Annotated in this window: 15 protein-coding genes; 14 read left to right on the forward strand and 1 reads right to left on the reverse strand. The window is 57.5% G+C overall.

Features of this window, described 5'->3' with window-relative positions:
- Positions 1-101 precede the first annotated feature (101 nt).
- The 4 genes from glyA to Q1A74_RS09905 all read left to right on the forward strand — a co-directional run bounded on the left by glyA (position 102) and on the right by Q1A74_RS09905 (position 5,136).
- Positions 102-1,367, forward strand: a complete 1,266-nt coding sequence (gene glyA / locus Q1A74_RS09890; RefSeq protein ID WP_299595247.1) for a serine hydroxymethyltransferase — start codon at positions 102-104, stop codon at positions 1,365-1,367.
- A gap of 400 nt (positions 1,368-1,767) precedes the next feature.
- Positions 1,768-3,432 (forward strand): NAD(P)/FAD-dependent oxidoreductase, encoded by a 1,665-nt coding sequence (locus tag Q1A74_RS09895; RefSeq protein WP_299595249.1) that lies wholly within the window; start codon positions 1,768-1,770, stop codon positions 3,430-3,432.
- Positions 3,433-3,511: 79 nt separating this feature from the next.
- Positions 3,512-4,609, forward strand: coding sequence for an extracellular solute-binding protein (locus Q1A74_RS09900; RefSeq protein WP_299595251.1), 1,098 nt, complete (start codon positions 3,512-3,514; stop codon positions 4,607-4,609).
- A gap of 68 nt (positions 4,610-4,677) precedes the next feature.
- On the forward strand, positions 4,678-5,136 hold the full coding sequence (locus tag Q1A74_RS09905; protein WP_299595254.1) for a Fur family transcriptional regulator: 459 nt from the start codon (positions 4,678-4,680) through the stop codon (positions 5,134-5,136).
- A 128-nt stretch (positions 5,137-5,264) separates the two neighbouring features.
- On the opposite strand, the gene Q1A74_RS09910 is transcribed toward Q1A74_RS09905, so the two are convergent.
- Positions 5,265-7,463, reverse strand: coding sequence for a carbohydrate-binding protein (locus Q1A74_RS09910; RefSeq protein WP_299595256.1), 2,199 nt, complete (start codon positions 7,461-7,463; stop codon positions 5,265-5,267).
- A gap of 300 nt (positions 7,464-7,763) precedes the next feature.
- Between Q1A74_RS09910 and nrdR the strand changes: the two genes are divergently transcribed.
- The 10 genes from nrdR to ribA all read left to right on the forward strand — a co-directional run bounded on the left by nrdR (position 7,764) and on the right by ribA (position 15,329).
- On the forward strand, positions 7,764-8,243 hold the full coding sequence (gene nrdR, locus Q1A74_RS09915) for a transcriptional regulator NrdR (RefSeq protein WP_299595258.1): 480 nt from the start codon (positions 7,764-7,766) through the stop codon (positions 8,241-8,243).
- A complete protein-coding gene (gene ribD / locus Q1A74_RS09920; RefSeq protein ID WP_299595260.1) occupies positions 8,243-9,391 on the forward strand; it encodes a bifunctional diaminohydroxyphosphoribosylaminopyrimidine deaminase/5-amino-6-(5-phosphoribosylamino)uracil reductase RibD in 1,149 nt (382 codons plus the stop codon). Before nrdR ends, ribD begins: the two co-directional genes overlap by 1 nt.
- On the forward strand, positions 9,391-10,053 hold the full coding sequence (locus Q1A74_RS09925) for a riboflavin synthase (protein ID WP_299595262.1): 663 nt from the start codon (positions 9,391-9,393) through the stop codon (positions 10,051-10,053). The genes ribD and Q1A74_RS09925 overlap by 1 nt, the downstream gene beginning before the upstream one ends.
- A gap of 232 nt (positions 10,054-10,285) precedes the next feature.
- The gene (gene ribBA, locus Q1A74_RS09930; protein ID WP_299595264.1) at positions 10,286-11,401 is read left to right on the forward strand and encodes a bifunctional 3,4-dihydroxy-2-butanone-4-phosphate synthase/GTP cyclohydrolase II; all 1,116 of its coding nucleotides are present in this window, start codon (positions 10,286-10,288) and stop codon (positions 11,399-11,401) included.
- A 222-nt stretch (positions 11,402-11,623) separates the two neighbouring features.
- A complete protein-coding gene (gene ribE, locus Q1A74_RS09935) occupies positions 11,624-12,094 on the forward strand; it encodes a 6,7-dimethyl-8-ribityllumazine synthase (RefSeq protein ID WP_299595266.1) in 471 nt (156 codons plus the stop codon).
- Positions 12,095-12,110: 16 nt separating this feature from the next.
- On the forward strand, positions 12,111-12,551 hold the full coding sequence (nusB, locus tag Q1A74_RS09940; protein ID WP_299595268.1) for a transcription antitermination factor NusB: 441 nt from the start codon (positions 12,111-12,113) through the stop codon (positions 12,549-12,551).
- A gap of 7 nt (positions 12,552-12,558) precedes the next feature.
- Positions 12,559-13,521 (forward strand): thiamine-phosphate kinase, encoded by a 963-nt coding sequence (thiL, locus tag Q1A74_RS09945; RefSeq protein ID WP_299595270.1) that lies wholly within the window; start codon positions 12,559-12,561, stop codon positions 13,519-13,521.
- Positions 13,522-13,539: 18 nt separating this feature from the next.
- The gene (locus Q1A74_RS09950) at positions 13,540-14,046 is read left to right on the forward strand and encodes a phosphatidylglycerophosphatase A (RefSeq protein ID WP_299595272.1); all 507 of its coding nucleotides are present in this window, start codon (positions 13,540-13,542) and stop codon (positions 14,044-14,046) included.
- A gap of 6 nt (positions 14,047-14,052) precedes the next feature.
- A complete protein-coding gene (locus Q1A74_RS09955; RefSeq protein ID WP_299595274.1) occupies positions 14,053-14,694 on the forward strand; it encodes a TIGR02281 family clan AA aspartic protease in 642 nt (213 codons plus the stop codon).
- Between the two features lie 32 nt (positions 14,695-14,726).
- The gene (gene ribA / locus Q1A74_RS09960) at positions 14,727-15,329 is read left to right on the forward strand and encodes a GTP cyclohydrolase II (protein ID WP_299595276.1); all 603 of its coding nucleotides are present in this window, start codon (positions 14,727-14,729) and stop codon (positions 15,327-15,329) included.
- Positions 15,330-15,419 lie beyond the last annotated feature (90 nt).

Here is a 15,419-nt window from a genome sequence, read left to right on the forward strand (position 1 = left end):
ATGCGCCGCTTTCTGGGGCGGGCCGGTCACATTTGGGTCGGGATTTGCCCTTGTCGAGATTATGCTTGCGCGATTCGCGCCTTATCATCCGAGGGAATACCATGTTTGATAAATCCGTCACCCTAGCTTCCTACGATCCCGATGTGTGGTCCGCCATTCAGGACGAAGATCGCCGCCAGGAAGAGCACATCGAGCTGATTGCCTCGGAAAACTACACCAGCCCGCAGGTGATGGAAGCCCAGGGCACCAGCCTCACCAACAAGTATGCCGAAGGCTACCCGGGCAAGCGCTACTACGGTGGCTGTGAGTACGTCGACAAGGTTGAAGCCCTGGCCATCGAGCGCGCTAAAGAACTGTTTGGCGCCGATTACGCCAACGTCCAGCCGCACTCCGGCTCCCAGGCCAACGCCGCGGTTTACCAGGCGCTGTGCGCCCCCGGCGACACCGTGCTCGGCATGAGCCTGGCCCACGGCGGCCACCTGACCCACGGTGCCAAGGTTAACTTCTCCGGCAAAATGTACAACGCGGTGCAGTACGGCCTGAACGCCGACACCGGTGAAGTGGACTACGAAGAAGTCGAGCGCCTCGCCCTGGAGCACAAGCCGAAAATGATCGTGGCCGGCTTCTCCGCCTACAGTCGCATCATGGACTGGGCCAAGTTCCGCACCATCGCCGACAAGGTCGGTGCTTACCTGATGGTCGACATGGCACACGTGGCCGGTCTGGTTGCCGCGGGCGAATATCCGTCTCCGGTCCCCCACGCCGACGTGGTCACCTCCACCACCCACAAAACCCTGCGCGGTCCTCGCGGCGGCATCATCATTGCCAAGGCTAATGAAGAGATCGAGAAGAAACTGAACAGCGCGGTATTCCCGGGCGGCCAGGGCGGCCCGCTGATGCACGTGATCGCAGCAAAAGCGGTTTCCTTCAAGGAAGCCATGAGCCCCGAGTACAAGGCCTACCAGAAGAAAGTGGTAGAGAACGCCCGCGCCATGGCCGAGACCTTCCTCGACCGCGGTATCAACATCGTGTCCGGCGGTACCGACGACCACCTGATGCTGGTGGACCTGATCGGCAAGGAGTACACCGGTAAGGATGCGGACGCGGCCCTGGGCAACGCCAACATCACCGTGAACAAGAATGCCGTCCCCAACGATCCGCGCTCCCCGTTCATCACCAGTGGCCTGCGCGTGGGCACCCCGGCCATCACCACCCGCGGCTTCGGTGTGGCGGAAACCAAGCAGCTCACCAACTGGATCTGCGACGTGCTGGACGCACTGGAGAAAGGCAATGCCGATGCGACCATCGCCGAAGTGAAAGCGAAAGTGTTGGAAATTTGCGCGAAGTTCCCGGTTTACAAGGGCTGAGCGGCACCGCAAAGCCAGTAGTACATGAAAAGCGGCTCTTCGGAGCCGCTTTTTTTATGTCTGTCTCCCACCCAGGGGGCTCTTCTGCATTCCTGCCGTAGCTCCCTTTCCTTACTCTGTTTTCCCTGTGCCTGGTTAGTCTCTAGTCCAAGATTCTCCGCGCCCCTCAAAAATTGAATTTTTATTCGATTTTTGGGTGATCTTATGTAGAATTACGCGCGTATATAGCAAATGTGAATAACCCGGTTTTCCTTTATTCCTGCGGCGCCTCGATTGGGGCGCCCATGCCGGTAAGACGCCATTAGGGGTCGGAAGGGGTTAACCGTGGACGAATAAGAATACAAACCCACGGCCCTGTGATTTTTGGGTCGGATATTTTTCCTGGCTGTAGGAGAACACCATGCGAAGCCGTAAATCCCAATCACCGCTTGCCAGCCTGATGCGCCGCCTGGGCGCCGCGCAGGAGCTGTCTGAAAAGGCCGGTATCTCAGCTGACGAGAGTCTCGATATCATCAATGAAGGCACTCGTCACACGGGCGCCAATGCTTCGGAAGAAGGGCGCCGTCAGTTCCTCAAGCAGTTGGGACTGGGGGCCGCGGCACTGGGTACCGCCGGCGCAACCAGCACTATTTCTGCCCCTGCGCAGGCGGCTCCCGGTAGCTCAAACCCCGGGCGTGTTGCGGTTATTGGTGGCGGTGTTGCGGGTGTGCGCTGTGCCCACCGGCTACAGCAGTACGGCATTGCTAGTAAAGTGTTTGAAGGTAATACCCGCCTGGGCGGCCGCGTAAACACCAATCGCAGCATCTTTGGTCGCCCGGTCGAGCGCGGTGGCGAATTGATTTCCACTGAGCACACCTATACGCGCAACCTGGCCAACAACCTTGGTCTGGATGTCGAGGATGTGAATGGCAACGCGGTGCCCGGCGGCAATGAGGTCTACTACGTCAATGGCCAGCACTACACCGAGCACCAGCTAAACGAAGAGTGGCGCGATGTTTACCGGATCTTCAAGCGCGCGCAGAAGGATGCGCCCTGGGTGCCCACCTATGAGAGCCACAATGCCATGCATCGCGAGCTGGATCATATCGATGTGAACAGCTGGCTGGATGCCGTGGGTATTGGTGCAAATTCAAATATGGGCCAGGTCTTCCAGGCGGATATCGTTGCGGAATACGGCATCCAGCCGGAAGAGACCACGGCACTGAATCTGATTTACCTGCTGGCATGGAACCCCATTAATACGGCCTTGCCACTGGCGGGAACCGATGAGCGTTTCCGCATCGCCGGTGGTAACGATCAGCTGGTGACGCGTATGGTCGAAGAGTTGCCGGAAGGCACCATCGAGACCGCGCGTAAATTGGTGGCCATTCAGGGCGACCTCAACGGCCCTTACAATCTGGTATTTGATGACGGCCACGAATACAGCTGTGATCGCCTGGTACTGGCAATGCCGTTCTCCACCCTGCGCGACGTGGATATCGATTCCCGCATCTACACCGGGTTCCGCCCGCAGAAGCGCATGGCCATTGAGCGTATGGCGTTCGGTTCCAACGGCAAGCTGGCAATGCACTGTGCTGCCCGCCCGTGGACGCAACCGCAGATGATCAACGGGGAAATGTTCACCCCAAATGGTGTGACCTACGTGGGCCGCCCGGAACTGTTCGACACCTGGGACTCCACTTCAGTGACCGACGGCAGCGACGGGATTCTGGTGAACTTCTTCGGCGGTGACTACGGCAAGCAGATCGGTGGTGATCAGCCGTTCGCTGCGCCAACCAGTGCCGATCTGAATCACTTCTTCGGCATTGTCGATAACATCTTCCCCGGTACCAGCAATGCGTTTACCGGAACTGCGATGCAGTCCAAGTGGGCGGCCAATCCCTGGTCCAAAGGCTCTTACTCCACCCAGACGTTTGGCGACTACACCGAGTGGTGGGGTGCGGCTGGTTTGCAAGAGGGGAATATCCACTTCTGTGGCGAGCACACCGCACTGGAGGCGTTTGGCTACATCGACGGCGCCATCAGTACTGCCGAGCGGGCGGCGAAGGAAATCCATCAAGCCTGATGGCAGCATGCACCCGGCGCCACTTCGGTGGCGCCGGGTGAATAAATTGCGAACGGAAACAGCAGGTTGAGAGTCGCTCATGCGCGCAACATCCAAATTTTTCATCATTCTGCTCGCAGTGGTCGGGCTGAACCTCAATGTGCAGGCCAAAGAGTTGCATTTCGCCAACTGGTCTGAGTCCATTGCCGAAGACACGATTGCCGACTTCGAAGCCGCCACTGGGATCAAGGTACATTACTTCGAATTCGACGATATCGAAGAGCTGGAAGAGGTGTGGTTGAAGGAGGGGCGCCGCTTCGATGTGATCGTGCCCGGTTCCGACAATATCCCCAAATACATTGCTGCCGGCCAATTGCAAAAACTCGATCGCAACCGTATCGACAACTGGTCCCAGAACGACCCGGAGTTTATGCGGCGTCTCGCCCTGTTTGACCCGGGCAATGAATACGCCTTTCCCTACCTGTGGGGCACTGTGGGTATTGGCTACAACGTACAGGCGGTGGAAAAGGCCTTTGGTGGCTACTTGCCCGAAGACAGTTGGGACCTGCTGTTCGACCCGGAAAACCTGGGCAAATTGCATCACTGCAACGCGACACTAATGCGCTCGCCGGAGGAGATCTTCGACGTGGCGCTCAAGTATCTGGACAAAGACCCCAACTCCATGAGTACTGCTCACCAGTACATGGTGGCAAACCTGCTTTCCAAAGTGCGTCTGCACCTTACCGATTTCGACTCCGGTGAATACGTCGAGGATCTGGCGAGTGGTAAACGCTGCATTGCTCATGCCTGGAGTGGCGATGTACTGGTTGCCCAACAAATGGCGAAAGAAGCCGGCAAGAACTTTGATATTCGCTATGTGATGCCAAAAGAGGGTTTTCCCCTGTGGATCGACGTTGTCTCTGTTCCCACTAATGCCCAGAATGTCGACGCCGCCTATCAGTTCCTCAATTACCTGATGCAGCCCAGTGTCATCGCCAATATCAGCAACGAAACCCAGTATGCCAATACCAACCTGGCCGCGCAGAAGCTGGTCGATCCGGAGCTGCTCAGCAATCCGGCGGTATACCCGGGGCCGCAGGAACTGGCGCGCACCTGGATTCCCGCGGCCACCAAGCCCCGGGTGCTCTCCCTGCGCCATAAGCTCTGGCAGCGGATTATCGAGCGGGAAGACATGTAATCTCCTGGCATTCATGCCGGCACCCTGAAAATGCTAGAATCGCCGACACAGCAGACGGGTACCTTTCCATGAACAAAAGACAGATAGAGCAGATTCTGAATCGGGCTGATGAGCGCTGCCGGGCCAAAGGCACGCGCTTTACCGAGAAACGGCAGAGCATCCTGCGTGCACTGCTGAAGTCCCCGGTGCCTCTGTCGGCTTACGAGATTGCCGATGCCTATCGCGATACGACCGGTGAGACCATTCAGGCCATGTCGGTATATCGGATGCTGGATTTTCTGGCGGAAAACAGCCTGGTGCACAAGCTGGCCTCGGCCAACAAGTTTGTAGCCTGCGCCCATATTGCCTGCCATCACGAGCACGAGACGCCGCAATTCCTGATCTGTGAGCGCTGCGGGGCGGTGAAAGAGGTGGGTATCAAGGGCAATGTAATCAAGGCGTTGCAGCAAGGGGCCGCGAATGCCGGCTGGCAGATGCTGAGTCCGGCGCTGGAATTGCCCTGTCTGTGTGATCGCTGCGCCGCATAATAAACGGCGCTTGCTATTAAGTGTTTTTCTTAAAAAATGGCTCCTTTTTAGAGGCCGTTTTTGGTGGGGAAATCTAACTGACCCGATCAGTGGTAACTTGTTAAATAGGCTTCAAGTCTTAAGTCGCACTACTGCTTGGTAAAAACAAATCGATCCGCATTCCACTCCCAGGTCGAAGAAGAATTGCCTGCACCGCGAATTCGAAGGGTTTGTTGTCCGGCTTGTAACGGTATTGCGGTAGAGGAGCGCAGTTCTACGAACGAATCCCAGCCTCCATTGTTACGTACGGTCTGGTGGATGTATGGATGGTTGTTTACCAGCACCTCAATTGCACCGCCAGATTGGGTGGTGCCGGTCCAGGCAGAGAGCAAATAGTTGCCCGTTTCTGGCACATTTACAACATAGTCCGCCCAGTCTCCCCGTTGATTAAAGTTGATCGCACTAATACCTGCCGGTGTGATGTAACGATTGAAGCCGGCATAGGGGCCACCGGTAGCCTGGAAGTCTTCCGCTTCAACGGTGAAGATGACGGGGGTGCTGCTGGTGCTGGGGGAGAAGCGAATCCAGTTTAAATTAAAGTTGCCACCCATCGCGTCTAGACGCAGTACTTGGTTTGTGCCGCCGTTGATATCAATGTTTTTGACCTGGACGGTTTGCCACTGTTGCCAGCCGCCGGTACCTGTTAGCGGAATACTAACGATTTGACTATTCGCCAGCTGAATCTGAACGCTTTTGTTGCCGGTAGTGCCAATTGCGGCATAGCGCAAATCGATATCATACCGCCCGGCGGTCACAGATGAGATGGTGTATTCCAGCCATTCCCCATCTTCTATCCAGCCGACGTTGTAGGCGTTGGTGCCGTCTCCACTGGATTGAATATCGACATTATCTTCGGTGCGATATTCGTTTCCGGCGTTGCCAGTAGCCGTGTCAAAGTAAGCGATATTTTCGCCGCCGGTATCGAAGTCTTCCACCTGGATGGTCCCGGGAACAAACAGTGTGGTAAAAGCATTTTGTGCATCGCCTGGAAAAGCGGGCGGTGTTGGTTCCGCACCTACATAGCGGTAATAAGCAACGTCATCTAGAGTTTCGGATTTCGGGTTGCGCTTGTAAGCGTTGTCGCTGGTCTGCCAGACATAGTTGTTGTAGAAAGTAACTGAATCGCGGTCGATCACGCGATTGGGGTGAAACGAAAAGCCCTGCTTCCAATTCGAGGGGGAGTCTACGTAGAAGATATGGTTGTTCTTCCAGGTATTGCGTGCAGTAGCAGGCTGGCCATTGCTTTCGCTGCCGTTTTCCTGAAAACCACCGTCTGCACCGTTAACGTGGATGCCGACGTTGCCGTCGATCATGTTGTCGGTGGAAGCAATTTCGGTCCACACCATCCAGCGACTGCCCGAATCAATCAGGAGGTTGCGCAATGTTTCCGAGTTTTTGGTATATGCATCGATATCAATGCCGTCGACATCCGCGTCATAGATGAAATTGTTGATAATCTGTATGCCATTCGAAGCTTTTACGTGAATGGCGCGCCGGGCCGAGTTGTAGATAAAGTTTCCTTTCGCCGTACTGCTTCCATACACATTGTTTAAAAACAGCACGTTGCGGCAGGTGTCGGTATTGAGACCCTCTACCTGCAGGTCGCGGGCGTAGCGCACATACACTGCGGAAAGCCTGTCGTTCCCGAGTATTTTTCCGCGCTTGGTGCCGAAGATTTTCACATTGGGTTTGGCGAGATTATTGGTTCCGCGCACTTCAAAAATGCCATTGATCACGTCGGATACGGAATACTCATCCGGCGCGGTTCCCGGAATCTCGGAGCCAGTATATCTGACGGTGCCATCGACCCAGATTGTGGTGTTGGCTCCAACCTGAATCAGAGAATCTTTCGAGGGGATATCAATAGTTCCCCGGAAAACAAAGGTTCCGCCATTACCGGCGATTGCTGCGCGATGCTGCTCTAGGTTTGCGCTGGTGACGATGGTTCCTGCACCCGAGTAAGTATCGGGACGTGCGTTTGCCAGATAGTTGAGGGTCTCCGTAACGGCCTCAAGTTGTGCAATGTTGTACGCGTATTCGCCGGTGGTTAATTGGGAGTTTCGTACATCGGCTGGGAGCTGAGCTTGGGTCGCAAGACTTCTGACAGTATTGATGCTGCCGGAGCCACCGGGTGCATCGCGCAGCTTTACTTGCCCGCCATTATTGGCGGTGGTAAGGCTATAGCTGGAATTGTCCACATTGGATTGGGCGGTACCAATCAGGGGTGCAAAAAGGATAAGGGTGGCCATACGTCGCGCGCTGGATATGAAGTTTGTGGGGATAGGCATACTGTCCTCGTTTATTTTTATGACACTGTTTCGCAAGGGATTGGATTGGCCGACCGAGCAGCAATATATGCATTGTTAACAATTTGCACCAAGTGAATATGCTCAGGGTGAGCAGTGAGTCATGTTTTGAGTGATCATATTGGCGGGATATTTTCCGTGTGGTGTTTCGGGGCGCCAAAGGAGAGCGGTGAACACCCGTCCACCGTTCCGGGGGCGATTTTGGGGTGCCCGAGGCCTTTGCTACGGTGATAGGCCCCTGTGTGATAAACTGCCGCCCACTTTTTCGAGGGCCCTCTCCCCATGCACTGTCCCTTCTGCAGCGCAGATGAAACCAAAGTCGTAGACTCCCGCCTGGTGGCCGATGGCGATCAGGTACGGCGCCGTCGCGAGTGCCTGCAGTGCCACGAGCGCTTCACCACCTTCGAAACCGCCGAACTGCTGCTGCCGCGGGTGGTGAAGCAGAACGGCCAGCGCGAACCCTTCAACGAAGACAAGCTGCGCGCCGGTATCCAGCGCGCGGTGGAGAAGCGCCCGGTGAGCACCGAGCGGGTGGAGGCTGCTGTGGCCCAGATCAAGCACGCCCTCCAGGCCACCGGTGAGCGCGAGCTGCCCGCCATGCATATTGGCGAGCTGGTAATGGAGCAGCTGCGCGAGCTCGACCAGGTGGCCTTCGTGCGCTTCGCCTCCGTTTACCGCCGCTTCGAAGACGTCAGCGACTTCAGCGACGAGATCGAACGCCTGAATACGCCCAAGGGGAGCAAGCAGGGAGAGGAAAACTGATGGCCTTTACCCCGCGAGAACTGATGGTCCGTGCCATCCAGCTGGCCGAGCGCGGCGTTTACACCACTATGCCCAACCCGCGGGTGGGCTGCGTGATTGCCGATAGCGAGGGCAAGATTGTCGGCGAGGGCTGGCACAAGCGCGCCGGCGAGGGCCACGCCGAAGTGGAAGCCTTGAAAGACGCCGGTGCTCTTGATGGTGGAAAAGGCGCCGCCGGCAATATTGCCTACGTCACCCTGGAACCCTGCAGTCACAGTGGCAAGACAGGCCCCTGTGCCGATGCCCTGATCGCCGCCGGCGTGGCCAAAGTGGTGTTTGGTATGGAAGATCCCAATCCCAGTGTGAGCGGGAATGGGTTACAGAAACTGCGCGATGCGGGCATTGAAGTGGAAGGCCCGTTGCTGGAAGAATCCTGCCGGGCGCTGAATCCCGGGTTCATCAAGCGTATGACCCTCGGCCTGCCTCTGGTGCGCACCAAGTCCGCCATGAGTATCGACGGCCGCACCGCCATGGCCAGTGGCGAGTCCAAATGGGTCACCGGCCCCGCCGCCCGCGCCGATGTGCAGAACCTGCGCGCGCGCAGCTGCGCCATCGTCACCGGCGTGGATACTGTGCGCGATGACAACCCGAACATGAACGTGCGCCCGGAAGAGATGGCGCTGCCCGAGGCGGACGCGGCTGCCGCGGCGGCAAAGCAGCCACTGCGGGTGATCGTCGACAGCACACTGCGCACTCCGGCCAAGGCCTTTATTTTGCAGGGTGACGCCCCCACATTGGTGGTCACCACAGACGCCGCAGACAGCGAGCGCCGCGTGCGCCTGGAAAAGGCTGGCGCCGAGGTGCTGGTACTGCCTGCGGACAAAGCTGGCCGCGTACACCTGGGCGAATTGCTGAAAGAGCTTGCCCGTCGCGAGTGCAACGAGGTGCTGATCGAGAGTGGTGCGACCCTCTCCGGCGCCTTCATGTACCAGGGCCATGTGGACGAAATCATCGTCTATATGGCGCCCAAGATTCTTGGCTCCAGCGCAAGGCCGTTGTTCGAGCTGCCGATTGAGCGCATGGGATCCATGCTGCCCATCACCATTACCGATATGCGCGCAGTCGGCCACGACTGGCGCATTACAGCCACTACTGACATTGAGCGTTAATGTTTACCGGAATTGTTGAAGCCGTAGGGGAAATCACCGCGCTGCAACCGAAGGGCGGCGACCTGCGCCTGCGGGTGAAAACCGGCAAGCTGGACCTGTCCGACGTCAAGCTCGGCGACAGCATCGCCACTAATGGCGTCTGCCTCACCGTGGTGGACCTGCCAGGCGATGGCTACTGGGCCGACGTCTCCGCCGAGACTCTTGCCGTAGCCACCCTGAAAGACTGGAAGCTGGGCGCAAAGGTGAACCTGGAAAAGGCTCTCACGCCACAGACCCGCCTCGGCGGTCATATGGTCAGCGGCCATGTGGACGGTATCGGTGAAGTGGTGTGGCGCAAACAGACCGCCCGCGCCGAGCAGTTTCGCCTGCGCGCACCCAATGAGCTGGCCAAATACATCGCCCACAAGGGCTCCATCACCGTCGACGGCACCAGCCTGACGGTGAACGCTGTCGATGGCGCCGAATTCGAGCTTACCATCGTGCCCCACACCATCGCGGAAACCGTGATCGGTGGCTATCAGGCGGGCACCAGGGTGAACCTGGAAGTGGACCTGATAGCGCGTTACCTGGAGCGGCTACTCTTGGGAGATGCCGCCGCCGAGCCCAAAAGTGAAGGGCTGACGATGGAATTTTTGGCGCAGCACGGATTTTACAAGGCCTGAATCCGAGTACAGAGGGAAGGGACGCGGGTAACTTTTGTGGCGGCACTGCCATCGGGTGACCATTCGCAGGACACGCCGTGAACCCATCCCTGGGGGCTCTTCGAAAAAGTCCCTTTTTTCGAAGGTCCTGCAAATGGTCACCCGATGTCAGCGCCTTCGCATCAAGACAAGTGGCCACGAATTGATTTTGAAAGGTGAGAGCGTTGACCTCATCGAGCAAACTAGAGGTTTTATGGAACTCAATAGCGTTGAAGAACTGATCGACGATATCCGTCAGGGCAAAATGGTTATCCTGATGGATGACGAAGATCGCGAGAACGAAGGCGACCTCGTCATCGCCGCCGAGCAGGTGCGTCCGGAAGACGTCAACTTCATGGCCACCCACGCCCGCGGTCTGATCTGCCTGACGTTGACCGGCGACCGCTGCGAGCAGCTTGACCTGCCGCTCATGTCCCGCGACAACGGCGCCCAGTTCAGCACCAACTTCACCGTCTCCATCGAAGCCGCCGAAGGTGTCACCACCGGCATCTCCGCCGCCGACCGCGCGCGCACGATTCGCGCCGCCGTCGCCCGCAATGCCAAGCCGTCCGACATCGTGCAACCCGGCCACATCTTCCCGATCAAGGCGCAACCGGGTGGTGTACTGAGCCGCGCCGGCCACACCGAAGCCGGTTGTGACCTCGCGCGCCTCGCCGGTTTTGAGCCCGCCGCTGCCATCGTCGAAATCATGAACGAAGACGGCACTATGGCCCGCCGCCCGGACCTGGAAAAATTCGCCCAGCAGCACAACCTCAAGATCGGCACCATCGCCGACCTGATCAACTACCGCGCGCTGAACGAAAAAACCGTCGAGTGCGTCAACCAGCGCAATGTGCAGACCGAATTCGGTGAATTCAAACTGCGCACCTACCTCGACAAAGCCCGCCGCGAACGCCATTTCGCGTTCAGCCTCGGCGACTTCCAACCGGAAGAACCCACCCTCGTGCGCGTGCACGTCGCCAGCACCCTGCGCGACGTATTCTCACTGCGCCGCGGCGACGAGAAATACGAGCCCTGGACCTTCCGCAACGCGCTGAAAAAAGTCGCGGAAGAGGGCAGTGGCGTGGTGGTTGTGATCTGCCACAACGAAACCACCGACGAAATCGAAGAAAGCATCGACTGGCTCATCAGCGGCAAGCAACAGCGCCCGAGCCAGGATCTGGTGTACAAACAGGTGGGCACCGGCTCACAGATTTTGCGCGATCTGAAGGTGCGCAAAATGCGTTTGATGAGTGCGCCGTTTAGATTCAGCGCCATTTCCGGGTTTGATCTGGAAGTGGAAGAGTACCTGAACGCGGAAGAAATCTAAGACAAATTGCATTGGTGATTAATACCACCAATGTACAACTTGAAGGTGGAGTGCCGGGTATCAGTTTTCAGGAGCGTCGCAAACAGGATGTTTGCGCCGCAGCGCCCAGGGATGGGTTCACCGCGGTCCTGAAAACTGATACCCGGTGCTCCACCGCCACTGCACCAGGACCCGAAGCATTAAAAGGGACCCGCAGGGAACTACCAGAAAACGGAAAAAACCATGAGCAATATCAAAGTCATCGAAGGGGATTTCGTAGGCAGCACCGGTAAATACGCGCTGCTGGTTAGCCGTTGGAACAGCTTCGTTGTAGAAAGCCTCAAAGACGGCGCACTGGACACCCTGCGTCGCAAAGGCATCAAAGAAGAAGACATCACCATCTACTACGCACCGGGCGCCTTCGAATTCCCGCTCGCCGCGCAGAAAATTGCCGAAACCAAAAAGTTCGACGCCGTGATTGCACTGGGCGCCGTTATCCGCGGCGGCACTCCGCATTTTGAATACGTCGCCGGCGAATGCACCAAAGGTCTCGCCCAGGTCTCCATGAACACCGGCATTCCTGTGACCTTCGGCGTTCTCACCGTAGACTCCATCGAACAGGCCATCGAGCGCTCCGGCACCAAAGCCGGCAACAAAGGCTGCGAAGCAGCCGAAACCGCCCTCGAAATGGTCTCCCTGATCGGCAAGATTTGAACCGGATAAAATTGAAATGAGTGTAACCGCATCCACCCGCCGCAAGGCCCGCCACTTTGCCATGCAGGCGCTGTACCAGTGGCAGATGACCGGCGCCAACCTGGGCACCATCGAAGCCGAGTTTCATGCCGACAACGACATGAGCAAAACCGACGTCGCCTACTTTCGCGAACTGCTCCACGGCGTAGCGAAAAACCTCGACGACATCGAAGGCGCCTACAGCCAGTACCTTGACCGCGGCGTAGAAGAACTGGATCCGGTATCCCGCTCCCTGTTGCGCATGTCCACTTACGAAATGAAAAACCGCGTCGACGTCCCGTACAAAGTCGTCATCAACGAAGCCGTCGCCCTGGCCAAAAAATTCGGCCCTACCGATGCCTTCAAATTTATCAACGGCATCCTCGACAAAGTTGCAGCCGCCGAGCGCAGTGTCGAAGTAAAAGCCGATAAAGGCTAACGCGCCCATGCCCGGTCCCGGTGAATTTGAACTGATTCGGGAGTATTTTAGCGCTCGCTTTCAGGCCAGTACCGGGGCCAGCGGCGACCAGGGCGTGGTCCTCGGCATCGGCGACGACTGCGCCTTGTTGACCCCTCCCGCCGGTAAAATACTCGCTACCAGTGTCGATACCCTGGTGGCGGGTGTGCATTTTCCGGCAGACGCTAGACCAGACTTTATTGCCAGCCGAGCACTGCGGGTCAACCTCTCTGACCTCGCCGCCATGAACGCCGAGCCGCTGTGGTTCACGCTCGCACTCACCTTGCGGCAAAGTGACCCGGAATGGCTGGAGCCCTTTGCCCGCGGCCTGGCGGAAACCGCAAAGCAGTACGGTATCACCCTGGTGGGGGGCGATACCACCAAAGGCCCGCTTTCCATTACCATTCAGGTCACCGGTGCCTGTGAAAAACCACTGCGTCGGGATGGCGCCCGTGCTGGTGATACCATTTTTGTTTCCAATCAGCTCGGTGCGTCTGCGGCGGGATTGCCGCTGATATTGAGAGAGAGGGATGGAAGCATAAAGCAGAAAGAGCAGGCCTATCTCGCTTACCATTTTCCCCAGCCGCAATTTGCCGTGGCTCGCGCCATCGGCCCTTATGCCAGTTCTGCGCTGGATATTTCCGACGGCCTGCTGGGTGATCTCGGGCATATCTGTGCGGCGAGCAAGCTTGGGGCGGAATTGAATCTGAACGATTTGCCGGTTGCAGAGCTTGCGTATTCCATGAATGCCGACACCGCCCTGGAAACAGCCCTGACAGGTGGCGACGACTACCAGCTGTGTTTTACCGTACCGGAAAAGCATCTCGATATCGTACAGAATTTGCAGTTGCCCATTACCGCCATCGGCACCATGCACCGGGAGCCGGGCATACAGTGCACATTGAACGGTAAATCCTGGCAGCCTCGCAGCACCAGTTACCGGCATTTCTGAGGCAGGAAAAGAATAATCATGACAACCACAAAAGCGCCTCTCCCTACACCCACCTGGTCGGAACTGTTTCGCAGCCCGGTGTTGTTCCTCGCCTTTGGCTTTGGCTCCGGCCTCGCGAAAAAAGCGCCGGGCACCTTTGGCACTGTTGCGGCTATTCCCCTGTGGTATGGCCTTCAGTTCCTGTCGCCATTCGCCTATATGAGCGTGATCGTGGTGACCTTTATTCTGGGTTGTTACCTGTGCGGCGCCGCGTCGAAAAAGCTCGGTGTACACGATCACGGTGGCATCGTGTGGGACGAATTTGTCGGTTACTGGCTCACCATGTTTATGGCCCCGGCGGGATGGCTTTGGGCGCTATACGGTTTCGTACTGTTCCGGATTTTTGATATCGCCAAGCCTCAGCCCATCGGTTGGGCCGACCGCAAGGTGCACGGTGGCCTGGGAATCATGCTCGACGATATACTGGCTGGTATCTATGCCGCGCTGGTATTGCAGGGCACGGCCTATCTGATCCACTCACTGTGAGGCGGGATGCCCATGATACTGCGCTTGTTTTTACCTTTTTTATTGCTGCTGGCATTGCCGGTGAGCGCACAGGATGTGCGCCTGCAAGCTATTTTTGGCACCAGCGCTATGTTCGAGATCAACGGCAAACAGCGGCTGCTGAAATCCGGTAAAACCTCCCCGGAGGGGGTGAAACTGGTTTCCGTGGCCAGCGGCTATGCGCTGGTGGATATCGACGGGCGGGAGCAGAAACTGACCCTGGCGGCGCCGGTGGCGGCTAATTATGAAGCAGCGGAAAAGGCGGAGGTTCGCCTGAATCCGGACAGCCGCGGCCACTACAGCACAACCGCCTGGATCAACGGCCGTCGGGTCAATGTGATGGTGGATACGGGCGCGACCAGTATTGCGTTCAACTATCCCACGGCAAAAAGCCTGGGGCTGGACCTGTCCCGCGCACGCCCGATGACCGTGTCTACCGCGAGCGGTGTCGAGCGGGCGTATAAGTTACAGCTGGCCAGCGTCACTATCGGCGGTATCACCGTGCACAATGTGGATGCGACGGTGTTGGGCAGTGATTTCCCGCAGGTAACCCTGCTGGGTAACAGTTTTTTGAGCCGCGTGGATATGCAGCAACAGGGTGGCCTGTTATTGCTCCGCGCGCGCAATTAATGACGCACATTGATGGAATACGAGGTATCAGTTTGACCATTCGTTATGTGGAATCCTCCAAGCTGCCCACGTCCTGGGGCATGTTTGAGATGCACGGTTTCGAGGAAGTGGAAACCGGCAAGGAGCACGTGGTTCTGAGCATGGGCGACCTGGATACGGATGCGCCGGTGCTGGCCCGTATTCACTCGGAGTGCCTGACCGGCGATGCGCTGTTTTCCCTGCGTTGCGACTGTGGTGCACAGCTGCAGTATGCCTTGCACCGGATTGCCACCGAGGGCCGCGGCGCGGTCTTCTATCTGCGCCAGGAAGGCCGCGGTATCGGTCTGCTGAACAAGATTCGCGCGTACCATCTGCAGGATGCCGGGGCAGATACGGTGGAGGCCAATGAGCAGCTGGGTTTTGGCGCGGATATGCGCGATTACTCGATTCTGAAGCCGATGATCGATCACCTGGGTATCCAGTCGATCCGTCTGATGACCAACAACCCGCGCAAGGTGAAGGCGCTGCAGGATCTGGGCGTGGAAGTGACCGAGCGTCTGCCGCACCAGTCGGGTCGCAATCCGCACAATACGAATTACCTGTCGACCAAGAAGGGCAAGCTGGGGCACCTGTTCGACGATGAAAAAGGTGACTGAGAGCGGTTTTCACCGTCATCAAACCTTCACAAATCCTTCACGTGAAGGAAACGGGAAAACGCCAATCTATACGTGAGCAAGATGTTGATC

This window comes from uncultured Microbulbifer sp. (assembly GCF_947504145.1).
Classification (GTDB): Bacteria; Pseudomonadota; Gammaproteobacteria; order Pseudomonadales; family Cellvibrionaceae; genus Microbulbifer.